Consider the following 22,470-nt stretch of genomic DNA (forward strand, 5'->3'; position numbering starts at 1 on the left):
CTTTCGCCCTTGACTCTATTGGTTTCGAAAAATGGCCCAATTAGGGGGATGAAACCTTTTCATATATTGGTTGATTGAGTTTACACAAAAATCTTGACAGACCCTTACTGGGTAGCCCCATACTATATATTCCCTAATTGTTCTTTATATTTTTCAACTCCGTTCATAATTTTCGTAATATCTTCGGATTCTAACTCTTCCTTCAATGACATTGATGCAATATCACTAATCATGATATTCAATTCATCTTTTATATCCTCTCTAAGATAGCCTTTATCGAGACAAAGAAGAGCGATTGTCAGATAAACAACTAACTTTTCAACCTGACTGTTGACAATCCCACGGTGATATTCGACAAGCAATTTTTCCGTTACTTGCGATAAAGATAGCCCCTCATCTAGGAACTCTTCAAAATCATCAATAATATACTGCTCAAGTTCCTTATAACTGCTTAGCATTGGCATCTTCACCTCTCTAATTTTTAAACTCCCCTGAGTAGACATTCAATTTGATATTTGGGTATTCTTGTCTGAACTTCAGAATAATATCGGAACAGCTTCCGCAAGCAGGTAATTCCGTGAATAAATCAATTGTGCCTTTAACTTGCTTGTTATTCCCTAATTGATTTGCTATATCCTCTAAAATTTTGCGTTCAGTGTCATTATCCCTAGGAAAAGCCCCCTCACCGTTAACTTCCCCTTTTTGGTTTACTGATTTTGCAGGGAATTGACCCTCGCCTGTTACTGTTGAAAAACCGTCGGCATTCTCCTTATGAATCCTACTATGGGCTTTAAACTCTGTTTTAAGTCCGGAAATATTCACATCTGCCACCGCAACATTACCGTAATTCTTATACTTGTTTGGCAATGTATCACGAATAGCTTGTGCTCTAGCTTGGAACATTTCAACCTTTTGGGCATAGGTGAGGTTACCCGTCCCCTTAGAAGAAAAATACTGTAAATCCATCGGTAACAAGAATTTTGATCCACTCTGCTCAGTACTGCTCTTCACCACAGCCTGCGCCGTTTCCTGCCCGGTAGAATACGCTTTGTTTAGTCCAATCGATCCGCCGGTCACCAGCAGCGCCCCGATGGCCGCAGCAATTACCGCCTTGCGGTAATCCACCTTTTCCCCACGCGCCCGGTCATCCATCACGCTGACGGCAAAGCCTTCGCCAGCCCCCGCCGTTTTGCTCCGCAGGACTGTCGTTGCCAAACTGCGGGAGATCGCACTGCCGATTTGCCGAAAGCCCTGGCTGATTTGCGTCCCTGCTTTTCTCGTGAACCCTGCGACAGCCCGGACAGGTGCCGTCTTTTTCACGGTCTGGACGATGGACTGCATTTTGCTGCCCGTCGTCTTCGCCACGGTACGCAAGCCGCTTCCCACGTTGCTTGCCAGCTTCCCGATGCCCTTCCCCGTATTTCGTCCGAGGCTGGCCACTGCCCGGTACACACCGCTGTTTTTCACAGCATTTCCTGCGCTGCTGACAGCACTTCTTACATTCTTCGCTACAGACGCTGCGCTCTGGGCCAGGCGCGTTTGCCCGATGCGTGCTGCAACAGCTCTCAGAGCGCCGCCTGCTTGCTTCGCTGTGCTTGCCAGAGCGCTGCGAAGAGCATTCCCCGCCTTGCCTGCCGCGCTCGTTGCCGACCGTACCGCATTTGCTGCTTGTGTTCCCAAGCGGGCTGCGGCACGGCCAACCGAGGTTTGCCGCACCCATCTGGCTGCCGCCCCTGCCGCTTGCGCTCCTTTGCCAACGGCGGTCCGGACAGCGCTGGTAGCCCGGCTCGTCAAAGCGGATGCTTTGCCAAGGGCATTTGCCACCGGTTTGAGGCGAGCGACTGCCGTAGCCGCCTTTCCAATTAAAGCGCCGGCCCCAAAGCCCGCTGCCGACAGTACGCCGCCCAGCGCCATTTCCCGCAGCAGTTCATCGCCGCGCATGCCAAAGGCGTACCCGATCACACCGGAAATCCCTTCGCCGACCAGGATCGAGACGCCAAACGGCAGCAGCGGCGGAAAGAACACGCCGCCCACGGTGAGGGCGACACCTGCTGTCGTGACCAACACGACCTCCCAGTGGTCCGCAACCCATTTTCCTGCATCGACGACCGCGTCTACGACGGTAGTTACGACGTCCTTCACAGTATCTACAACGGTGTCAATGGCGTCCCTCACTGTTTCCTTTACGCTGTCCACGGTGGACTCCCAAAGCTCCAAGCCTTTGTCGAGCGCTTCGGAGGCTCCGCCGATCAGCCAGTCCCAAAAGCCTGGCTTGCCCTCTTTTGCTTTCAACTCATTGCCTTTCCCATCGGAGTCGCCGCTTTTTGGGTCATGATCGCTGGCTGTGGGGTCAAAAGGAGCGCGGGTGTTTTCATGGGCTGGAGTACCGTGCTCCGGGTCTCCGCCTTTGCCTCGGTCATCTCCACCTTTGCCTAGGTCGTCTCCACCTTTGCCCAGGTTGTCTCCACCTTTGCCCCGGTCGTCTCCGCCTCTGCCCAGGTTGTCTCCGCCTTTGCCCCGGTCGTCTCCGCCTCTGCCCAAGTCGTCCCCATCCCCGTGCAAATGGCCCGGTATCCGCCCGTCCCACATACTTTCCGCATATGTCGCGTACATGATCCTGAATCTCATCAGCTCGTCGGGAGGTGCCCCAGCTCTTGCTGTTCCGCCCGAAATCGCATCATTTCGCTCATCTGCGCGCAGCATGTTTGGCTTTGGCTTGTCTGCTGCATACGTGGCCAGCGGCAGGCAAAGAATCATTGCCAGAATCAATAACAAATAGTGCTTCCGAATCACCAGTGCTCCTCCTTATTTCTCCGGACATTCCTTTTTCTGCAATCGTCTCTTTTTCATATGGTAGTATTTGGATGGAGAGGCTACATGCAGCAAAAGTATGAAAATCCAGTGGGTACAACGGAGCAAGAGGAGGGCTCTTATGCCTGCGAAACAGGAAAAAGGCCGGAGATTAGTCTCCAGCCTTTTGGCTTGATACACACTTTCAGTTGTTGTTTACTCTTGTACCATCGCTTCGTATTTGTCTGCGTCCATCAGCTTTTTGAGCTCGCTTTCGTCAGACAGCTCCACAACGATCATCCATGCTTGCTCATAAGGAGAAGAGTTTACCAGCTCCGGCGCGTTTTCCAATTCGCCGTTTACTTCTACTACCTTCCCGCTGACAGGAGCATACAGTTCAGAAACGGTTTTTACCGATTCCACGCTGCCAAAAGGTTCGTCCTGTGTAATCGTGCTGCCCACCTCTGGCAGTTCGACAAAGACGATGTCGCCCAGCTCGGATTGAGCAAAAGAAGTAATGCCGATATACGCCTTGTTTCCTTCTACACGAACCCACTCGTGCTCTTCGCTGTAAAGAAGATGTTTAGGAAATTCCATCGTTCACGTATCCTCCTATCAGGTTCAATCAGGTACTCCATATTAATTGGACAGAGGGCCTAGGAATCCTCTTCAATCCCCAAAATTCGGTGGAGACGTTTTTTCACCAGGTTCAAGCCTTTTTCGCCAGCCTGGAAGTGGCGAAGCTGCAGGTTTTCATCGAACAGGTAGAAAGCCGGGACGTACTCATTCTGGAAGGCGTCTACGGTCTTCATTTCGTTGTCGATCGCGATCGGATGTGTCAGCTTGTGCTCGACGATCGTTTCCTTGATCTTTTGGATGTCTGTATCGGCCTCCGAGCGTGGCATGTGGATTCCGATCACCTTCAAGCCGTTCGCCGCGTATTTGTCGCGCCACTCCAGGATTTGCGGCATCGATTCCTTGCACATATAGCAGCTTACGGACCAGAAATGGATCAATACGGGACTTCCTGCCAAATCAGCTTTGCTCACCTGACCGTTTACCCATTCGGTAATCCCCGGGAAATCGGGCAATTCTTCGCGCAAACGCATCAAAAACAACCCCTTTCAAATGATCGTGGAACGAGAAAGACAGCAATCTTCCCGTCTTATTTGCCTCTTTTTTGTAAAAAAAGGGCCTAACAACTGGTTGTGTTAGACCCTTTTTCGTAAAAGGAGCAAGCTTTATATGGCTGCCCCGATCAATCGCGCTCCAATGCGGATGCTTACTTCGCAGTCAGGTGGCTTTGACCTGGACGCCAGTTAGCTGGGCAGAGACCGCCGGATTGCAGAGCTTGCAGAACGCGCAGTGTTTCTTCTACGGAACGGCCGATGTTCAGGTCGGTTACAACTTGGTAACGCAGAACGCCTTCCGGATCGATGATGAACAGACCGCGGAATGCTACGCCGCCTTCTTCATCCAGTACGCCGTAATCGCGAGCGGTTGTTTTCAGGAAGTCGGAAGCGAGCGGGTAGTTCAGGCCGCCCAGACCGTTTTGATCGCGAGGAGTGTTGATCCATGCGCGGTGGGAATGCTTGGAGTCTACGGATACACCGAGAACTTCCGCATCCAGGTCTTTGAAATCTTCGATCGAATCGCTCATCGCGATGATCTCAGTCGGGCAAACGAACGTGAAGTCGAGTGGATAGAAGAACAGTACCAGCCATTTGCCACGGTAGTCGGAGAGAGATACCTTTCCGAAATCTTGACCATTGCCCAGAGCTGTTTCCATTGTGAAATCAGGAGCTGGAAGACCTACAAGACGTTGTGCCATATGTAAAACCTCCTTGGAATAAGTTTTTTCACCTACATGTTCCATCATAGCAACCTTGTTGTTTATAGTCAATACAATGTAGGAATCATTTTCAATTGATTGTCGTTTTTGTGGTGCCAGATGTATCCTTTCCGCTTTCACAGCACGATATACATCTGTTTTGCTATCTTCTGCCGTTCAACAGGCCGCTTTTTGCGATCCGCTTGGCCGCTTCCCGCAGCAGGTCCGGCGGCTGCACCAGCGCGATCCGCACGTACCCTTCTCCCTGCTCGCCAAAAGCGCTTCCAGGCACGACCACGACCCCAGCCTCCTCCAAAAGCGCAAAAGCGAATTCGCGGGAGTTCCAGCCAGACGGAATTTTTGCCCAGACGAACATCGTCGCCTTGGGCGGCTCGATGACCCAGCCTGCCTCTCGCAGGGCTTTGATCAGGACATCGCGCCGCTCCTGATAAATTGAAGCAACCGTGTTGTCCTCCCCCGCTTCCCGGTCGCGCCTGAGCGCGGCAACAGCCATTTTTTGAACCGGCAGGAAGACGCCGTAGTCTACATTCGACTTGACGACTGCCAGCGGCTTGATGATCTCCGCGTTGCCGACCACATAAGCGATGCGGCACCCGGCCATGTTGAAGCTTTTGGAAAAGGAATTGAATTCGATGCCGATGTCCTTGGCCCCATCTGCCTGCAGAAAGCTGGGCGGCCGGTAGCCGTCAAAGGCCATTTCGGAATAAGCGAGATCATGCACGACAATCACATCGTGCCGCTTGGCAAAAGCGACAGCCTCTTCAAAGAAGGAAAGCGTCGCGACCGCCGATACCGGATTATTGGGATAGTTCAGAATCATGAAGCGAGCGCGTTTGGCCACCTCTTCCGGTATGGCATTCAGATCGGGCAAAAAAGCGTTTTCTGCCCGCAGCGGCATGGGGTATGGCTCCGCACCTGCCAGATGAACGCTGCCGGCATAAATCGGGTAGCCGGGATCGGGCACCAGCACGATGTCTCCGGGATCGGACCAGGCCAGGGCAAAATGAGCAAGACCGTCCTGAGAACCCATCAGGGAGTGAATCTCCGAGCGCGGGTCCAGCTCGACGCCAAAACGGTACTGATACCAGTGGGCCACCTCCTGGCGAAACTCCTCTGTTCCGTCACTCATCGGGTAGCCAAACGCACCCGGCTCCCGGATCGCCTCGGCCAGCGCCTCCACCAGCTCCGGAGCTGGCGGCTGATCAGGGCTGCCGATGCTCAGATCGATCACTGAACGCCCCGTTGCAACGCTCTTTTTTCGTTCGGCCAGTTCGGAAAAGATTGCCGAAGAAAGCTGTTCAAGGCGCCTGGAAGGGGTACGCATCGTCAGCGTCCCCCCCAAGCCTTTTCGTACTCCTCTTCCTTGAACCCGACCGTAACTGTTTTTCCGTCAGAGACGAGCGGCCTTTTTATCAGCTTCCCGTTGGAGGCCAGCAGCTTCAGCATCTCGTCTTCCGTCATCGATGGCAGCTTGTCCTTTAAGCCGAGCTCGCGGTAAAACTGGCCGCTCGTGTTGAAAAACTTGGTCAAGGGAAGTCCGCTTGCCTGCCACATGCTGCGCAGCTCGTCTTCTGTCGGAGGGGCATCCACGATCGGGATCTCCTCGATGGCGACATTGTGTTGGTTCAGCCATTGCTTGGCCTTTCGGCAGGTGCCGCATTTGTCGTACAGATAGGCTTTGATTGTCATGGAGCATATCCTCGCTTTCTTATCAAGCATCATGGTGTCTCGAATACCTGCTTGCTGTATCCCCAGTGTTTTCCTTTATTTTAACGCAGTTCCCGCGTTTATCAAACGGCTCCCTTAACAACGCGACGGCACATCGCCAGTCTGCCGGATCAAGACTTGTCCGTAAGAGCCTGTCTACCGAACAATCGACAATGTTTTCGTAAACTGGACCCCGTCCTTGGCTTCATACGGAATTTCCAACAAAGCGTAATCGTTTGCAAACGAGCGGTCTTCACTGTTTGCATAGTCGTACGTCTGGTACTTCACCGTTACTTCCTCTATCCATAGCGAAACATCCTCTACTTCCACCGAATCCGTCGGCGAAGACGACGTTTTGATGAGCACATACGTTTTTTTCCCGTCTCGCAAGTATTCCGTTTTCCATTCCGGTGAGGCAAGCAGCGGCTCCAGCCAGTCCTGCACGTTTTTGGGCACTTCCTCCTTTTTCACCGCCTGATAGAGCGGAGCGACTGAACCGACATCTCCCGGGGACATGCCGTTAAAGCGCTCGACTGTCCAAATCTGGTCATAGGCTGGCCATTTTTTCATCTCGATTTCATACGCGGTGCCATCCGTAGTGGTTGCCAGCAGGATACGCGGGTTCACCGTCCGGCTGGTCGTCTGAAAGGTATTCAGCTTTTTTCCGAGCTTTTTCTCTACAAATGTGCGCAGCACCCATTTGTAATCCCTGCTGCGCGGTTCGGCCATCATTTCCTGCTTGTCTTTTTCCGTGATTTCAAAGCTTCCGCCTTTGTCGTCCGTCCGCCGAAAAGCATCCAGGATTGCATCGTGGTCGATGAAAGCGGGCTCCTTCGCGTTTTGCTCGGCCGCCTCAGCCGGTTGTTGAGCACTGTTTGCCGGAGGGGATGCTTCAGCGGCGGGAGCCTGATTCTGGAGCTTTGACCGCAACGCTTCGTTTTCCGCTATGACCCTGCCTGCCTGTTCCTCGTTTCTTTTGCTTTCCACATCAGTTCCTACCATATACCCGGCCCAAGCGCTTCCACAGATCAGCAACGCTGTCGCGACGGATAATGCCCATGTACGCATGAAGTGCCCTTCCCTTCCCCAATGGCTAGTTATTTGGATAAGAAAAAAGCAGCCGATCATGTCTGGCTGCCTTTTTCCTTCTAGACGTTTTTTATTCCGTTTTTGTTTCTGCCACATTCCCCGTACCCCGCTCGGCAGGATCTGCTTCCGCCCGGGGGTTCGCCTGCCACGTCCTGGCAAGCGGCGAGTAGGGGATGCCCAGCGGATCGGCCTGGGCTGCTTCTGCCAAGGTACCCGTCAACGGTTCCGTATATTCAATGCGCTCCGGTGCCATGCCGATCGCCTCCTCCAGTCTTTTGTTTCAGTCTGGAGGAAAAGCGGCCGCTTTATGCAGAAGCGCTGACTTGCACCTGATAGCCGGCGTGCTTTCTCGCCTGGAAAACGCCGTTTTCAAAAATCAGGTACTGTGCCTTGACACCGATCAATTTGCCGCCGACGCTTTCCTGCTTGTCCAATGTGAGCGAGTTGATCTTGTCCAACGACTCAAGGATCGGATAGGTAATGTCTATCCACTCGTCCTCACGGTAGCGAAAGGCTTTGAACTCGTCCGGGAAATGCGCGTACACCTCGTCTCTGAGGCTGAGCAGGTCCACCTCGCGGACATCGCCCTTGAGCATTTTTCTCCAGTTCGTCTTATCCGGCAAAAATTGGCTAAGATGGAATTCAAGCTCACCTGCCATGCGGCGTGTCGGTACCTCTGCGATCGGGATCGCGCGAATGGCTCCCTGGTCGACCCAGCGCTTTAGCTGATTGTTTTTCCTCGTCAGGCCGACTTTTACATCACTGGAAACAGCCAGATAAACGTAGTGCGGAATCATGCAATGAGTCTCGCCAAAGCTGGCATCCCGGCATGTTCCCTGATCATAGTGGCACTCGTGAGGCTTGACGATGCACAGATCGTTCTCCGGAAGCTTCGTAAAACAGGGATAGCAATATCCGCTGTTAAAGGTTTTGTTCGTTTTTCGTCCACAGGCGATACAGTTTTTCTCGCCCAGAAATGAGATCGTTATTTCGCTGCCCAGCAGCTCATTTAACGGCAGTCTCTCTTCGCCCAGCTGCAAATAGTAGTCAACAGGCTGATCCTTGCCGTGATACTGATGGGTCAACCCGTGCAAAATACCGCGGAGTTCCACCGTATTCTCTCCTCTCCTATGTACAGTCCTTTCATTTTACCATATCCCGCTCGCAGGCTGATTGCTGTTTTCTTTTGGCAGGATGATTTGAGTTGTGCGGGTGAAGCTAAAAGATAGTTACTTTGGAAGGAGGGATTGTTCTGCGCTATCGAGCGTTCATTCTGTCTTTCATCGCCTGTCTGCTGTTCGGGGTGGTGCCGACAGATGCGGCAAGAAGCCCTCTTCCTGCCTATGAGCCGATTCACCGGATCGACACAACCAACAAAGTGGTTGCCCTTACTTTCGACGATGGCCCCGATCCCAAATACACGCCCATCATCCTGGAGGTTCTGCACCGCAACAAGGTTCCCGCCACCTTTTTTGTGCTTGGCTCTCAAGTAGACAAGTATCCCAAGATTATGCACTGGATCAAGAAAGCAGGGCATGAAATCGGCAACCACGGCTATCATCATGGCGATTTGAACAAATTGACGGAGCAGGAGATTTACGAAGAAATCAAGCTGGGGGAAAAATCGATTCTCCGTTCTACCGGCGTGCTTGCCCAATATTACCGGCCCCCGGGGGGAGTCTTGACGCATGACGTCATGAATGCAGTCCAGTCCTGCGGCTATGACATCATCCACTGGTCGGTCGACCCGCGCGACTGGTCTTTGGCCCGGACGGCTTCCCACATCGCCAAAAGCGTCAAGAACGACGTGGCTCCCGGAGACATTATCCTGTTCCACGACGGCGGGCTGAATCAGCGGGAAACGATTGCCGCGCTGCAGGAGTTGATCACCGATCTGCGGAGGCAGGGCTATCGGTTCGTTACGGTCAGTCAATTGCTCGATGTGAAAGGAAGCAAGCGAGACGCGAACAAGAAGTAAAAATGCCCCCTGTATCGGGAGAGGCCTGCAAAATACCTCTTTTGAGGTTTGCGGATCGGGTAACCCACACTATTTTTTACAAAAAAGGACTTTAACGAAAAATGCAGCCCATTCTCCTTTAAGAGGCGGGCTGCATTTTTTCTGCCAATTTTATCATCCGTTTTACATTTACGACGAAAGTCGTAAGTATTGCCTGTATTCGCATACGAAAGAGACCACGGTACTTGGCCTTGGTCATCCCATGATACCTTTTTAATTCAGCATTTTTGTGCTCAATAATCGATCTGCGACGAATACGTTCTTTGAACGTATCGCTGTTTTCAAACTCGATTTGCGCCTTGTAGGTTTCCGCCACGATCCGGATGGAGTAGGTCTTGCTCTTCGCTCCTGGTTTGAAACAGCCTTCCCTAAGTGGGCATGTCTTACATTTCTCCGTATCGAAGTAGAAAACGAGAGAACGACTTTTGCCACTCTTGCTTCCTTGGACAGCCTTTCGGATACTATGTTGTCCTGCCGGACAAATAACAAAGTCTGCATCCTTGTTGTACTCAAAACCTTCTTGCCTTAGCCCTCCGTTATGTACGATTGGGTTTAGTGGGACGACGGGTTGAATCTTCTTGGCTTTCATCTCGTCCAAGTTATCTTTACCCGAATATGCGGTGTCAGCAATCACTTCTTGTACTTCTATTCCTACGTCAAGCGATTGGTTCAAAAGTTGTTTGAATTGTTTTCCGTCATCCGTACTTCCTCCGGTGACCTCCACAGCCGTAATGATTTCTTCTTCGGTCATGGCAATATGCTCTTTGTAGCCAAAAAAGGATTTCGTATTACTCTTCCATCCAAAGCGTGCATCTGGATCAATGGCCGACATAATACCTTTATTGGCGAGGAGACGTTCGTCTTCCACGATGGCCTTGGCGATCTTGACCTTCTCCGAGATGGAACCCTCATGATCGGGTAACAAAGTCTCGACAGTCTCTCCAAGTTCCGCCAAGTAGTGAAGCATGATCTTCTCAGCATCCTCTTGATCTTTCTTCAACTCCGGTAACCGTGGGAGTTTCTTTTCGAGTTTTGGATGCTTTTTCACCACAACACGGAATAAGCGCTTCGCCGCATCCCGCAGTACTTCAAGCGGCTTTTGTTTTTGTGAAGCTGCCAGTGTATGGGTGGAATCCATGATGATCGTCTTTGACTTCACAAGTCCTTTTTCGATGCACTGACGTACAACTGATTTAAGCACCTCATCCACGGCTCCGGCCCCTAACCGATGATTACGAAAGCGGGATAATTGAGAGGGGTCAGGAAGGGGATCTTCTGGATTTAAACCTAAAAACCACTTATAAGCGAGGTTTACCTGCGTTTCCTGAATGATGCGTTCATCCGAAAGATTGTAGAGAACTTGTAAAAACAATAGACGAAACAGGAGTTCGGGTTCGTTAGCAGGTCTTCCGTAATGCTCACAATAAGAGGAACGAACCAACTCATGAATGAATGTGAAATCTACGATTTCATTGATTTTACGTAAAGGGTGATCCGCGGGAATTAGTTTATATAATTCGGCATGGAAGGATGCCGTGATTTGTTTAGAGGGCTGTAGCAATGGTTCCAACTCTTTCGTTTTCTTTTCATTGTACAACAAACCCAGTGTCGAAGGGGCATTGGGTTTCAGCCTGTTGAAAACCTACTGTTTCGGAGGAGAAGCATGTTTCCAGGCGGAGCGACTGGCGGAGTCCAGCCAAGCGGAACAGCGAGCCCGGGGAAACAGAAGCGCAATCTATGAGTAAACCCCGGAGCTGCGCGCCGTTTTGCGCTTCCCCCGGGATCGCTGTGGAGCGGACAGTTTCACATCCTTGCAGGACGTAGACCGGAGCGCAGATCGGAAACATGCTTCTCCCCACTACAGCTACATTCTCGATACTTAAAACCCCAGTACCTAAGGGCACTAGGGTTACGGTTTACAGATATTAGGTGGACTTTTGCAGGACTCTCTATCGGGGGCCGATTTTTTTATACCGGTCGCTATGCCGAGGTCTTGCGCAAAAATGCCCGCAACCGCTCGTTTTTCGGATTGGACAACAGGGCTTCGGGTGCTCCCTCCTCCATGATGACGCCTTGATCCATGAAAATCACTCTGTCGCTCACTTCCCGGGCAAATCCCATCTCATGCGTGACGACGATCATCGTCATGCCTTCCTTGGCCAGATTCTTCATCACTGTCAAGACTTCTCCGACCAGCTCCGGATCCAGTGCCGAGGTCGGTTCGTCAAACAGCATGACCTTGGGGTTCATCGCCAAGGCTCTGGCAATCGCCACCCGCTGCATCTGTCCTCCGGAAAGGCGATCCGGATATACATCGGCCTTGTCCTCCAGCCCCACCTTTTTCAGCAGCGCCAGGCCCTGTTTTCTCGCATCCTCGGGGGTCATCTTTTTTACTTTGATCGGCGCGAGCGTAACGTTTTCCAGAACCGTTTTGTGCGGAAACAGGTTGAAGCGCTGGAACACCATTCCTACCTCTTCGCGCACCTTGTTGATGTCCACCCTCGGATCGGACAGGTCGTGGCCGTCAATCACGATGCGCCCGGCCGTCATCTCTTCCAATTGATTCAAGCAGCGCAGAAACGTGCTTTTTCCCGAACCCGACGGGCCGATCACGCATACGACCTCGCGTTCCGCCACTTGTGTCGTGATTCCTTTGAGCACCTGCAGGCTGCCGTAATTTTTTTTCAAATCCGTTACTTGGATAATCACGCTTCCGTACCCCCCGAACATATTCTCTCTTGTCTTATGACCAATTGTACCGCAATTTTTAGAAAATTGCATGAGTTTGTGAAATGACAGGCATGCGTAACCGGAAAGAGAAGAGCAAATGCTACATCTGAGGTGGTTTTCCATGAACCGTAAAAGATGGACGGCACTCTTTCTTGTACTGGCTGTTTTTGTCCTTGGCATCGGCGTCGAAAGCATCTTTGGAGGCATGCGCAATCTGACCGACCATCCCGAGTATGCCTGGGATGAACATGTCGTCTCCGGCTCCGGTACGGCCAAAATCGTACAGCTTTACGTCAATGGCACGATCACCAGTGAGCGCTCCACTGCATCTGTCACACCGATGGCCGACCTGTTGACCGAACAAATCAGGCGCATCGAGGAGGACGAGCAAGTAAAGGCAGTCGTCCTGCGGATCGAAAGCCCTGGCGGAGAGGTAGTCGCTACGGATGAACTGCACCGCCGCCTGCTGCAGCTCAAGGAGCTTCGCCAAATCCCGCTCGTTGTCAGCATGGGCTCGACTGCCGCATCGGGAGGCTACTACTTGGCTACAGCGGGAGATGCCATTTTCGCCAATCCCAATACGCTGACAGGCAGTCTGGGCGTCATTTTTACCCTGACCAACTACAGCAATGCCATACACAAGCTGGGAATCCAGGAGTATGCGATCAAAAGCGGACGCTTCAAGGATATCGGAAGTCCTGCCCGTCCGCTCACAGAGCCCGAGCGGCAAATTTTCCAAACGCTGGTCAACCAAAGCTACGATCGCTTTGTCGATGTAATCGTAAAGGGAAGAAGCCTCCCCCGGGAGCGCGTCCTGCAAATAGCCGACGGCCGCATTTACTCCGGCGAGCAGGCGAAGCGGCTGGGACTGGTGGATCGCTTTGGCGATCTGGAGGATGCTACCCGCTATGCCTTGACCCTGACTGGACTGCCGGAAGCGCAGATTGTTCGGTTTACCGAAAACATATCGCTTGGCAATCTGATCTTCCGCATGCAGCGTTACTGGTCCAACCCTGATCCGCTCGGCCTTGAGCGCATTTTGCAGCAGGGCTCGACGCCCAAGCTGTTGTACCAGTTTATCCCGTAACCATTTCTAATGGAGGTGTCCGCCATGCGGGACCAATCGTCGTCTGAAGCTGATTTTCCCGAATCCCTGCTCTCCGCTGATGCCGCCGCACGGACCGCGCTTGTCCAAGGCTTCGCAGGAGCCGAGCCGTCCGGAAGCGAGGATGCCTCCCAGGAGGCCAGCTATGCGTTTGCCGGCTTCTGGATTCGGGTCGGGGCTGCTCTGCTGGATGGACTTTTTCTCACCGGCATCAGCTTTTTGATCTTCAATCCGCTCCGCCGGGCTTTCACTGCCGGGCCGGACGTCTTTTCGTACATCGACTTGCTGGAAATCGTATTCGACTTCGCCTATGCCATCCTGCTGACCTGGTGGACGGGACAGACACTCGGAAAGCTCATCACCGGCATCCGCGTGGTCAATGCCCGCCAGCACCGCAGCCAGTTGACGCTGGGGCAGGTATTGCTGCGAGAGGTTGTGGGCAAATTTCTCTCTGCCCTGCCGCTGGGACTGGGGTATTTGTGGGCAGGGTGGAACCGGAAAAAGCAAGGCTGGCACGATCTGATTGCCAGGACGTATGTCATCCGAGACAGCAAACGTACGTAAGCCGAAGCAAAAGAAAAGGACTCGCCTTTATGGAAAAAGACGAGTCCTTTTTGCCCGGGTTTTACCTGCTTGCATTGTTCACAGTCGGAGCAGGCGTGGATGGCGTGTCATCGGAAAAGAACGGGATCACGATCAGACTGATGATAAAAAACAGAATCCAGATCATTCCCCGCTTGAAAACACAGGGCGTCATCATCAGGCAAACCCCTTTCTGGGAAAGATGACTGTATCCCTACGCTTCCCCTCTCTTCACATTTTTATGCTTATGACGCCACCGCGGTCTCCTGAGAAGAGCGGGTCGTGCGGAAAAACAGGCAAGCAGCGGCAAAACCGAACAGCAAAAGCCCCATCAGCCAGAAGATGCTCCGCGGGTCCCAGAGCTGGATCAACAGTCCGTTTACATTGGGGGCCAGGATGCTGGCGACGCCGAAATTCATGCTGGCAATGATCCCGGCTGTAGGGACCATCGCACCCGGCAAAATATCGGTCGCAAAGGCAAGACCGAGCGAGTAAAAGGAACCGACAGCCGCACCTGCAATCGCCAGCAGGAACATCATCATCCAGACGTTGTCGCCGCTGAGCGGGAACAGGATGAACGCCACGGCTCCGACGAGCGCACAGGCAAACATGACCCGCTTCCGGCCGATCCGGTCACTTAATGAGCCCAACGGAATTTGCAAAATGATGCTGCCCACGACAAAGGATGGCAGGATAACCGATACCCACTCGATGGAAATGCCGGTACGCAAAGCATAAACCGGAAAGCTTCCGTTTAAAGACGTTTCCATAAATCCGTACAAAAACGACGGGATCAGCGCCAGCCAGCTTAACCGGAATACAGTCGTGTATCTGTTCTGTTTTTTCACACCGGCTTCAGTTGCCTTGATCTCTTCGGGAAAATCATTGCGGATGCGCGCCAGCAGAATAAACGCTGCCGCATACAACACGGTCAGTGCGGCAAACGGCGCCCAAAATCCTATCGGAAGCAGGTTGATCCCCAGCGGCCCTATGCTGAATCCGATGCCGTAGGCCAGACCGTAGAGCGACAAATCCCGTCCGCGCCTCTCCGGAGCGGCGATTTTGGTCACCCACATTTGACTGGCGTAGTGGAGACCGGAGTCGCCGATTCCCATCAGCATGCGGAGAACAAACCAGACCGCCAGATGGGAAAACACCGGAATCAGGACGGTGGCTGCGGTCACCATTAACAGCCCGCACAGAATCGTCGACCGATAACCGATCCGGCGCAGCGGGATTTCCAGCCAGGGTGACACAAGCAATATACCGATATACAAAGCGGCTGCATTCAACCCATTGGCGACCGATGAAACTCCCTGCTGCTCCAGCATCACGGCCAACAGCGGAATCGTCAGCCCCTGGCTGGCTCCCGCAATGACTACGACCAATATCAGCACCCAAAAGGTAAAACGTGTTGAAGACATGATGTATGCGTTCTCCTCTCCTGCACTCACTCTCTCTATTCATAATCTCCCCTCACCCGGCGGCAAGGTCAAGATCAATCGCTATTGTTCTACTGTAGCAGAGATTTGCCCCTGCTGTAGCTGGTACATTTTTTGATACAGGCCATGCTGCGCCATCAGCTCGTCATGCGTGCCCCGCTCGACGACTTCGCCGCGGGACAGAACGAGAATCTGGTCGGCATGCTGAATCGTAGACAGGCGATGCGCGATGATAAACGTCGTGCGTCCCGCCGAAAGCACGTGCAGCGCCTCCTGGATCGCCGACTCTGTCTCGCTGTCGATGCTCGCTGTCGCTTCGTCCAGGATCAAAATAGCCGGATCGGCTGCGAGCGCCCGGGAAAACGAAATCAACTGCCGCTGTCCGGCAGACAAGGTCATCCCCCGCTCCACGACGGGTTCTTCGTATCCTCCGGGGAAGTGGCGTATAAACTCATCTGCCCTGACTGCCTCCGCCGCCTGTTTTACATCGTCATTCGTAAGCTTGTCATTGTACAAGCGAATGTTGAATCCGACACTGCCGGTAAACAAAAAAGGGTCCTGCAGCACCAGCCCTACATGGCGGCGAAGCGTCCGCGTATCCATTTCGCCCATGTCCATGCCGTCGATCAGGATGCGCCCTTTCGTCACCGGATAAAAGCCGAGCAACAGATTCATCAGCGAGCTTTTTCCCGACCCGGTGTGGCCGACCAGCGCTACCGTCTGTCCCGGCTTGGCCGTGAACGACACATCTTTCAAGACGTATTGATCACCCTGATAGGCAAAAGAAACGCGGTCAAAGACTACCTCTCCGCGCGGGCGCTCGATAGCCTTGCCTCCCTTCTCCTCTTCAGCCGGCGTATCGAGAATGTCAAACACGCGCTGCGAGGAGATGGCAGCCTGCTGCAATTGCGAAAGACGGTTCATAATCATGCTGATCGGCTCGAAAAAGCGTCCCATGTAATCGACGAAGGCAAACAGCGCGCCGAACGAAATGGCGCTGTGAAACGAAGTCGAGCCGAAATACCAGACAATCACCGTGAGAGAGATTTTCCAGATGAGATCAACGGCTGGTCTGAGCAAAAGCGACTCCAGGTTGTTCTCCTTCAGACGAACCCGAAAATACTCTTCGTTTACCTTGGCAAACTCCTCTTGAACCCCCGACTCTCGGCGAAACGCCTGGACGATCGTCATGTTTTGAATCATCTCGTTGATCGTGGCGTTCATATCGCTCAGCCTGCTGCGGATGACCGCATAATAGCGCGAGCTGAAGCGATGGTAAACGATAATGAGCGCGACGATCAACGGCACGCTTAAAAAGCAAAACAGGGCAAGCTGCGGCTGCAGGACAAAAAGCGCGATCAAAATCCCTACGAGGTATACCCCGTTCTGCACAAAAGTTGCCAGAACGCTGACGTACAGTTCACGAATGGCCTCCGTATCGTTGCTCACGCGGGAGACGATCTGACCGACCGGTGTCTTGTCAAAAAAGGAGACCGGCAGCTTCTGCAGGTGGGTGAACAAAATCATCCGCATGCGCTGGATGATGCGTTGAGCTGTCATCTGCAGCGTCAAAATTTGCGTATAGTTGCATGCCGCGCTGATCAGGATCAACAAGGCATAGCCGCCTGCCAAAAGCAATATCGGCGCAATCTCCCTGCTGTACAGCGCCTTCACCTCGTCCGCCGTCAAGCGGATTCCCTCCGCCTGATCAACCTCCTGCCCCGAGCGAACGAGCGTCGCCTTGACCCGCTCCCTTCCCTCGACGGCCGGAAGCGGCAAAAGCTTCGGCTCCCCGTCCTCGGACAGCTCACGGTCCAGCATATAGTAGGTCGTTCCCTCGGTCACGACCTGTGTCTTTTTCGCCTTTTGTGCATCGTCCGGAGGCAAGGACGACAGCCAATCCTCCCGGACGTAATACTCATCCGCCAGCCGGATCGCGATCTGGTTTCCTTCAATGGTAAGCGGTTCCTTTTCAAAGCGATACCACGTCTTCTGAACCGCCAGAATGTGATTGTCAATCATCACTTTTGCCAAAAAGGGGCCGGCCAGTTCCGCGGCGGTACCGAGCAGGAGCAGCAGCAGGGCCCCTGCGATCTGTCTGCGAAACGGCATGGCGTACTCTACAAGCCGCTTCCATACTTGTTTGCCGTTCATTACACGTTCCCCTCTCTCCCCTTAACCCGCGACGTCTTGTTCCATCTGCTGCCTGCGGTACTGCTCCGCATACCAGCCGTTTTGCGCCATCAATTCATCATGCGTCCCCCGCTCCACGATCCTGCCCTCGTCCAGCACCAAAATCAACTGGGCATGCTGGACCGCAGAGAGCCGGTGGGCGGTGATGATCGTCGTCTTTCCTTTGCGTTCATCGCGGAGGTGGCGAAGAATGCTTTCCTCCGTCCTCGCATCGACTGCGGACAGACAGTCATCGAGAATGAGGATGTCAGCGTTCATCAGCAGGGCACGGGCAATCGAGATGCGCTGCTTCTGTCCCCCTGAGAGGGTGACCCCTTTTTCACCGACCATGGTTCCGAGCCCTTCCGCGAATTGCGCTACATCGCCTTTCATTTCGGCCAGGGAGAGCGCATGCCACACTTCCTCTGTAGTCGCCTGCGGCGAGCCGAAAGCGACGTTCGCTTCGATCGTTCGGGAAAACAGCAGATGCTCCTGGGGAACGTAGGCGATTTTCCCGCGCAGGGCAGACAGCGAAATCCGTTCTACCGGCTTCCCTCCGACAAACAGGGCGTCCGACTCTACCGGGTACTGATGCAACAGAGTCCGGCAAAGCGTTGACTTCCCGCTTCCCGTCCTGCCCACGATCCCCAGCGTCTCTCCTTCGTGCAGCATGAAGCTGATATCCGACAAGGCGTCCTTCTCTGCCTGCGGATAGCGGAAGGTAAAGCCTCTCGCCTCGACAGTATTGTCCGGAACATCTTCCACCACAGTTTCGCTGTCCACCACGTCAGGCCGTTCGGCGAACAATTCCGACAACCGCTTTTGCGAAGCGCTCCCCCGCTGAAGGATGTTCATCAGCCAGCCAAAGGCAAACATCGGCCAGATGAGCAGCCCGAGGTAAAGGTTGAATGCGACCAGATCGCCCAGGGAAATCGCGCTGGAAAAGACAAGGTAGGTCCCGTAGCCAAGCCCGATGAGAAAGCTGAAGCCGATGATAATGCCGATCGTCGGTTCGAACAGGGCGTCGATCCGGGAAACGCTGATATTCCGCTCCATCGTCTTCTCACTGACCCGGCGAAACGCCTCCACATCCTCTTTTTCCTGTACAAAAGCCCGCAGGACCCGTACGCCTGAGACGGACTGCTGCACATGGTCGTTCATCTCGCCAAACGCTTCCTGTGCCAGGTAAAACCGGTCGTGCAAAAGCTTGCCGTAATAAGCGGTCGCCCAGGCCAAAAACGGCATCGGAATAAGTGCCGCCAGCGTCAACTGCCAGTCGATGGCCACCATCATGACAGCCAAAGTCAACAGCGTGGCGAACAGGGAGTCGACCAGCGTCAGTACGCCCATCCCTGCTGTCTGTTCGATTGCGGGAATGTCGTTGGTAGCCAGCGCCATCAAATCACCGGAACGACGGCGCGAGTAAAAGGACGGCGACATCCGGGTCAAATGGCCAAACAGCCGCTCGCGAAGCGTCCGCTCCAGCATCAGCGAACCGCCGAACAGCAGGTACCGCCAAAAGAAACGGAGCCCGTACAAGATAAGGCCAATCAAAAGCAGCGTGACAATCGTCGTCGCCAATCCAGATGTCGTCAGCGATCCATTGCGGATTTGATCCACCGTTTGCCCGATCAGCCGGGGAGGCCACAGCATGAGCAGATCAATCAAAAACAGAAAAGCAATCCCTACTGTATATCGTTTCCAATATTTTCTGAAAAACCAGGACAATTGCCGCAAAATATACACGCCGTCCGTCCCTCCTTCCTTATCCTATTAGAAAACTTGGCTCCGCCATGATTGTGGCGGAGCCTCCGTAATCCGGTTATCAACAGGGACGACTTTGACCCTGTCGATCAAAAGAAAGGGATGCGATATACGCAATCCCTTTTCCAATATCTTCATGGTAGTTTACACAAAATTTCTTGTCAATCCAGCTTTTTCTATCGGCAGCAAAAAACTGAAGGACTCAACGCCACTCTGACGCCAGCATGCCGTAGACGGCGTGATCGACGTAATGATCGTAGAGAAATTCGTTGCTTCGCAGGATTCCCTCCAGCTTGAACCCGAGGCGCTCCGGAATGGCCCTGCTCTTTTTGTTCTCGGTAGCGGCGTGAATGGCGACCTTTTGCAAGTCCCACTCGCCAAAGATCAAGTGATCCAGATAGGCCGAGACGGCGGCCGTCATCAGTCCGTGCCCGGTGTACTGGGCTCCGAGCCAATACCCGATGGACGTCTTCCGGTTTGTCCAGTCGATATGATGTACGCCCACTGTTCCTGTCAGACGACCGTTGTACCAAATCCCGAAATGGGTGCCCTGCCTGCGGCTGTCCTGATCCAGAGTGGCAGAGATGAACCTTCTGGTATCCGCCACGTTTGTGACGATATCCAGCCACGGAAGCCATTCGCGCAGATGGAGACGATTGGTATCGGTCAGCCAGAACATTTCCTCTGCATCGGCAAGCTCCAAGCGCCTCAACGCTGCATGCTGCGTTATCGGAATAACCTTCATGTCATCTCTCCCCTTCTTCAAAAGTGAAAAAGAGCGCCCGAGGGCGCTTTTGTTATACAGCCACGATTTATTGCTTGGAATTGCGGATATCTTCCGGCTTGAAAATGCCGGTTTCGGTGACGATTGCCGTTATATATTCCGCTGGCGTTACGTCGAATGCCGGGTTGTAGACCTTGATGCCGTCCGGAGCCACCTGCTTGCCCAAGCCGTGCGTGATTTCCTCCGCCGGACGCTCCTCGATCGGAATGTCCGCTCCCGTCGGCGTTTCCAGATCGACAGACGACAGCGGTGCAGCCACGTAAAACGGGATGCCATGGGCTTTCGCCAGCACGGCAACGCCATACGTTCCGATTTTATTGGCGACGTCGCCGTTCGCCGCTACGCGGTCGGTTCCTACGATGACAGCCTGCACTTTTCCCTGCGCCATCACCATGGCCGCCATGTTGTCGCAGATCAGCGTGACGTCGATTCCCGCCTGCTGCAGCTCGTAGGCGGTCAGCCGCGCTCCCTGGAGCACCGGCCTCGTTTCGTCAGCGTATACCTTCAGGTTCCAGCCGCGTTCCTTGGCCAGATAGAGCGGAGCTGTCGCCGTCCCGTAAGCGGCGGTAGCCAGCGCCCCTGGATTGCAGTGGGTCAGGATGCCCATTCCATCCTGCAGCAAGGTGAGGAGGTGTTCGCCTATCGTCCGGCATACTTCGGCATCCTCGCGCTGTATCGCGAGAGCTTCGTCCAAAACCGCCGCTTTCAACGCGTCTACCGGTTTTTCTCCCTCCTGCTGGACGCGTGCTTTGACCCGATCGATCGCCCAGAACAGGTTCACCGCTGTAGGGCGTGCTGTCGCCAGGTAGTCAGCCTGCTCGAGCAATTGATTCCAGAGGGCTGACGAATCTGCCGCTTCGCTGTTCCGCACGCCGAGGTAAAGCCCGTATGCCGCAGCCATCCCGATCGCAGGGGCGCCGCGAACCTGCAGGTGGCGGATTGCCGCCCATACTTCCTCAGACGTATGGAGGGAAAGAAAGACTGTTTCTACCGGTAAACGCGTCTGGTCGAGCAGAAGAAGAGAGTCTCCTTCCCACTTTACAGGTGCGAATGCTTCATGAATTGTGGTCATACCGCTGCTGCCTCCTGATCAAATCTTGTTGTCGCATTGCGAACGATGTCTGTGATGTCGGTCGAATCTTCGATGCCGCCCCGCTTCAGGATCAGCTCCTGACCGATCAGCAGTGCCAGCCGTTCCGCTTCGGCACGGGTTTTTTCGTCGCTGATGCTGTTCAGATCGGCGACACCCGCCAGCCCGATCACGCGGCGAAGGATTTTACAGCCTGCAAACCCGGCCGTATCCTGGATCAACCGCTTCACGTAGCTCTGCCAGAGCCCTTCTACATGTGCGCTGCGCTCTTTCGCCTGCTTGTGCCATAGCTGGACGAACTGGGAGACGAACTCGTTCCAGACGTCTTCGACAGTTGTAAGCAGGTATTCGCGATAAGACTCCCGCTTTCCTCCATCCTTCTCCAGTCCGTGCTGGCCGGCATAATTCAGGAGCAGATTGGCGATTACCGCGCCGATGTCAAAGCCGATCGGGCCGTAGTAAGCGAATTCCGGGTCGATGACCTTGGTCGAGGTTTCGGTGACGAAAATGCTGCCTGTATGAAGGTCGCCATGCAGCAGCGCCTCTGCACGGGTGAGGAAATCGTACTTCAGCTTGGCGATTTCCAGCTTGAGCGGCTTGTTCTTCCAGATTTCCTCCACTTCCCGCCGAATCAGCGGGTTGAAGCTGTTGGTCGGCGCATTTTCGTAAGGATCGGTAAACACCAAGTCTTCCGTAATTTTGCACAATTCCGGATTCAAGAATGTTCCGACAAGCGCTTTTTTCTCGTAGGGATGCGCTCCCAGATCAGACGTGAAAAAGAGCGTGTGGGCCATGAAACGTCCGATTTGCTTCGCGAAATTTGGATAGCGTCGCCCCTCGATCAATCCTTTGCGCATCAGGATGTGATCGCTGAGATCCTCCATGACGGTCAAGGCAAGCTCCTGATCGTAGTGGTACACCTGCGGCACGAGGTCCGGAACGTATTTGTACTGGATGCGCAGCGCTTCACTCTCGATGCGGGCGCGATCAAGCGTCAGCGGCCACGACTCGCCTACGACGCGGGCATAAGGCAGAGCCTGCTTCACAATCACGCTTTTGCCGGTCGCTTCATCGCGGATGTGAAAGACAAGATTCAGGTTGCCGTCGCCTATCTCGCGGGAGGACAGGACAGCCCCTGCTTCAAACAGGCCGGGCAGCTCTTTTACATACTGTACTGCTTCTTGTTCACTCAAAGCACGATAAGCCATAACTTGTTTCTCCCCTCACGTGAATCGATTTGGATCTTTCCAGCGGCTTTCCCGGCCCATTCAGCAGGGGATAATTCCGCACGGTATGTTGCAGGCTGCGCCTCCGATCAAGCCGTTTTTGCAGCCAGACATGCAAAA

At 53.7% G+C, this 22,470-nt stretch carries 22 protein-coding genes; 3 read left to right on the plus strand and 19 right to left on the minus strand.

The annotated features are described in order from the left end of the window. Window positions 1-122 precede the first annotated feature (122 nt). The 10 genes from NSQ24_RS21340 to NSQ24_RS21385 form a co-directional block, all read right to left on the minus strand. A complete protein-coding gene (locus NSQ24_RS21340; RefSeq protein WP_024984113.1) occupies window positions 123-458 on the minus strand; it encodes an Imm3 family immunity protein in 336 nt (111 codons plus the stop codon). Window positions 459-474: 16 nt separating this feature from the next. Next, on the minus strand, window positions 475-2,793 hold the full coding sequence (locus NSQ24_RS21345; protein WP_339166538.1) for a deaminase domain-containing protein: 2,319 nt from the start codon (window positions 2,791-2,793) through the stop codon (window positions 475-477). Between the two features lie 213 nt (window positions 2,794-3,006). Next, entirely contained in the window at window positions 3,007-3,387 is a 381-nt protein-coding gene (gene gcvH / locus NSQ24_RS21350) for a glycine cleavage system protein GcvH (RefSeq protein WP_003391386.1), read from the minus strand. 59 nt (window positions 3,388-3,446) lie between these two features. Then, window positions 3,447-3,899, minus strand: coding sequence for a redoxin domain-containing protein (locus NSQ24_RS21355; protein WP_003391383.1), 453 nt, complete (start codon window positions 3,897-3,899; stop codon window positions 3,447-3,449). Window positions 3,900-4,072: 173 nt separating this feature from the next. Next, window positions 4,073-4,621: a peroxiredoxin gene (locus tag NSQ24_RS21360; RefSeq protein WP_003391382.1), complete on the minus strand. Its 549-nt coding sequence runs from the start codon at window positions 4,619-4,621 to the stop codon at window positions 4,073-4,075. Between the two features lie 163 nt (window positions 4,622-4,784). After that, the gene (locus NSQ24_RS21365) at window positions 4,785-5,966 is read right to left on the minus strand and encodes an LL-diaminopimelate aminotransferase (RefSeq protein WP_031931594.1); all 1,182 of its coding nucleotides are present in this window, start codon (window positions 5,964-5,966) and stop codon (window positions 4,785-4,787) included. 2 nt (window positions 5,967-5,968) lie between these two features. Beyond that, complete coding sequence (locus tag NSQ24_RS21370; protein ID WP_031931595.1) at window positions 5,969-6,331, minus strand: arsenate reductase family protein; 363 nt, start codon at window positions 6,329-6,331, stop codon at window positions 5,969-5,971. A 174-nt stretch (window positions 6,332-6,505) separates the two neighbouring features. Continuing rightward, window positions 6,506-7,417 (minus strand): hypothetical protein, encoded by a 912-nt coding sequence (locus NSQ24_RS21375; protein WP_122957771.1) that lies wholly within the window; start codon window positions 7,415-7,417, stop codon window positions 6,506-6,508. A 91-nt stretch (window positions 7,418-7,508) separates the two neighbouring features. Further along, window positions 7,509-7,691, minus strand: coding sequence for a hypothetical protein (locus NSQ24_RS21380; protein ID WP_035990993.1), 183 nt, complete (start codon window positions 7,689-7,691; stop codon window positions 7,509-7,511). A gap of 52 nt (window positions 7,692-7,743) precedes the next feature. Beyond that, window positions 7,744-8,550, minus strand: a complete 807-nt coding sequence (locus NSQ24_RS21385; RefSeq protein WP_003391373.1) for a DUF2797 domain-containing protein — start codon at window positions 8,548-8,550, stop codon at window positions 7,744-7,746. A 179-nt stretch (window positions 8,551-8,729) separates the two neighbouring features. Here NSQ24_RS21385 and NSQ24_RS21390 point away from each other — a divergent pair, with 179 nt between their 5' ends. Then, window positions 8,730-9,416 carry a polysaccharide deacetylase family protein gene (locus tag NSQ24_RS21390; RefSeq protein WP_227278116.1) on the plus strand — a complete coding sequence of 229 codons (687 nt, stop codon included), beginning with the start codon at window positions 8,730-8,732 and terminating at the stop codon, window positions 9,414-9,416. 118 nt (window positions 9,417-9,534) lie between these two features. Here NSQ24_RS21390 and NSQ24_RS21395 read toward each other — a convergent pair whose 3' ends face one another. Continuing rightward, the gene (locus NSQ24_RS21395; protein WP_327927883.1) at window positions 9,535-10,995 is read right to left on the minus strand and encodes an IS1182 family transposase; all 1,461 of its coding nucleotides are present in this window, start codon (window positions 10,993-10,995) and stop codon (window positions 9,535-9,537) included. A gap of 440 nt (window positions 10,996-11,435) precedes the next feature. Next, a complete protein-coding gene (locus NSQ24_RS21400; protein WP_003391369.1) occupies window positions 11,436-12,164 on the minus strand; it encodes an amino acid ABC transporter ATP-binding protein in 729 nt (242 codons plus the stop codon). 142 nt (window positions 12,165-12,306) lie between these two features. Here NSQ24_RS21400 and sppA point away from each other — a divergent pair, with 142 nt between their 5' ends. Both sppA and NSQ24_RS21410 read left to right on the plus strand, forming a co-directional pair. Next, a complete protein-coding gene (gene sppA, locus NSQ24_RS21405; protein ID WP_251247122.1) occupies window positions 12,307-13,272 on the plus strand; it encodes a signal peptide peptidase SppA in 966 nt (321 codons plus the stop codon). A gap of 24 nt (window positions 13,273-13,296) precedes the next feature. Continuing rightward, window positions 13,297-13,854 carry an RDD family protein gene (locus tag NSQ24_RS21410; protein WP_003391365.1) on the plus strand — a complete coding sequence of 186 codons (558 nt, stop codon included), beginning with the start codon at window positions 13,297-13,299 and terminating at the stop codon, window positions 13,852-13,854. A 61-nt stretch (window positions 13,855-13,915) separates the two neighbouring features. On the opposite strand, the gene NSQ24_RS21415 is transcribed toward NSQ24_RS21410, so the two are convergent. From NSQ24_RS21415 to mtnK, 7 genes are all read right to left on the minus strand, one after another. Then, window positions 13,916-14,050 carry a hypothetical protein gene (locus NSQ24_RS21415; RefSeq protein ID WP_255320332.1) on the minus strand — a complete coding sequence of 45 codons (135 nt, stop codon included), beginning with the start codon at window positions 14,048-14,050 and terminating at the stop codon, window positions 13,916-13,918. Window positions 14,051-14,117: 67 nt separating this feature from the next. Further along, a complete protein-coding gene (locus NSQ24_RS21420; RefSeq protein ID WP_003391361.1) occupies window positions 14,118-15,296 on the minus strand; it encodes an MFS transporter in 1,179 nt (392 codons plus the stop codon). Between the two features lie 81 nt (window positions 15,297-15,377). After that, a complete protein-coding gene (locus NSQ24_RS21425; protein WP_024985566.1) occupies window positions 15,378-17,468 on the minus strand; it encodes an ABC transporter ATP-binding protein in 2,091 nt (696 codons plus the stop codon). 21 nt (window positions 17,469-17,489) lie between these two features. Beyond that, window positions 17,490-19,232 carry an ABC transporter transmembrane domain-containing protein gene (locus tag NSQ24_RS21430; protein WP_003391357.1) on the minus strand — a complete coding sequence of 581 codons (1,743 nt, stop codon included), beginning with the start codon at window positions 19,230-19,232 and terminating at the stop codon, window positions 17,490-17,492. 220 nt (window positions 19,233-19,452) lie between these two features. Beyond that, window positions 19,453-19,995 carry a GNAT family protein gene (locus tag NSQ24_RS21435; RefSeq protein ID WP_003391355.1) on the minus strand — a complete coding sequence of 181 codons (543 nt, stop codon included), beginning with the start codon at window positions 19,993-19,995 and terminating at the stop codon, window positions 19,453-19,455. A 67-nt stretch (window positions 19,996-20,062) separates the two neighbouring features. Further along, window positions 20,063-21,106 (minus strand): S-methyl-5-thioribose-1-phosphate isomerase, encoded by a 1,044-nt coding sequence (gene mtnA, locus NSQ24_RS21440; RefSeq protein ID WP_003391354.1) that lies wholly within the window; start codon window positions 21,104-21,106, stop codon window positions 20,063-20,065. Continuing rightward, window positions 21,103-22,332 (minus strand): S-methyl-5-thioribose kinase, encoded by a 1,230-nt coding sequence (gene mtnK, locus NSQ24_RS21445; RefSeq protein WP_031931602.1) that lies wholly within the window; start codon window positions 22,330-22,332, stop codon window positions 21,103-21,105. The genes mtnA and mtnK overlap by 4 nt, the downstream gene beginning before the upstream one ends. Between the last annotated feature and the right edge of the window lie 138 nt (window positions 22,333-22,470).

The organism is Brevibacillus sp. FSL L8-0520 (genome assembly GCF_037963895.1).
GTDB classification, from domain to species: domain Bacteria; phylum Bacillota; class Bacilli; order Brevibacillales; family Brevibacillaceae; genus Brevibacillus; species Brevibacillus borstelensis.

Coding starts and splice junctions, on each gene's coding strand:
- NSQ24_RS21375 (WP_122957771.1), bottom strand. CDS start 7,417: ATGCGTACATGGGCATTATCCGTCGCGACAGCGTTGCTGATCTGTGGA.
- NSQ24_RS21415 (WP_255320332.1), bottom strand. CDS start 14,050: ATGATGACGCCCTGTGTTTTCAAGCGGGGAATGATCTGGATTCTGTTT.
- gcvH (WP_003391386.1), bottom strand. CDS start 3,387: ATGGAATTTCCTAAACATCTTCTTTACAGCGAAGAGCACGAGTGGGTT.
- NSQ24_RS21360 (WP_003391382.1), bottom strand. CDS start 4,621: ATGGCACAACGTCTTGTAGGTCTTCCAGCTCCTGATTTCACAATGGAA.
- NSQ24_RS21355 (WP_003391383.1), bottom strand. CDS start 3,899: ATGCGTTTGCGCGAAGAATTGCCCGATTTCCCGGGGATTACCGAATGG.
- NSQ24_RS21380 (WP_035990993.1), bottom strand. CDS start 7,691: ATGGCACCGGAGCGCATTGAATATACGGAACCGTTGACGGGTACCTTG.
- mtnA (WP_003391354.1), bottom strand. CDS start 21,106: ATGACCACAATTCATGAAGCATTCGCACCTGTAAAGTGGGAAGGAGAC.
- NSQ24_RS21370 (WP_031931595.1), bottom strand. CDS start 6,331: ATGACAATCAAAGCCTATCTGTACGACAAATGCGGCACCTGCCGAAAG.
- sppA (WP_251247122.1), top strand. CDS start 12,307: ATGAACCGTAAAAGATGGACGGCACTCTTTCTTGTACTGGCTGTTTTT.
- NSQ24_RS21435 (WP_003391355.1), bottom strand. CDS start 19,995: ATGAAGGTTATTCCGATAACGCAGCATGCAGCGTTGAGGCGCTTGGAG.
- NSQ24_RS21425 (WP_024985566.1), bottom strand. CDS start 17,468: ATGAACGGCAAACAAGTATGGAAGCGGCTTGTAGAGTACGCCATGCCG.
- NSQ24_RS21340 (WP_024984113.1), bottom strand. CDS start 458: ATGCTAAGCAGTTATAAGGAACTTGAGCAGTATATTATTGATGATTTT.
- NSQ24_RS21410 (WP_003391365.1), top strand. CDS start 13,297: ATGCGGGACCAATCGTCGTCTGAAGCTGATTTTCCCGAATCCCTGCTC.
- NSQ24_RS21420 (WP_003391361.1), bottom strand. CDS start 15,296: ATGTCTTCAACACGTTTTACCTTTTGGGTGCTGATATTGGTCGTAGTC.
- mtnK (WP_031931602.1), bottom strand. CDS start 22,332: ATGGCTTATCGTGCTTTGAGTGAACAAGAAGCAGTACAGTATGTAAAA.
- NSQ24_RS21365 (WP_031931594.1), bottom strand. CDS start 5,966: ATGCGTACCCCTTCCAGGCGCCTTGAACAGCTTTCTTCGGCAATCTTT.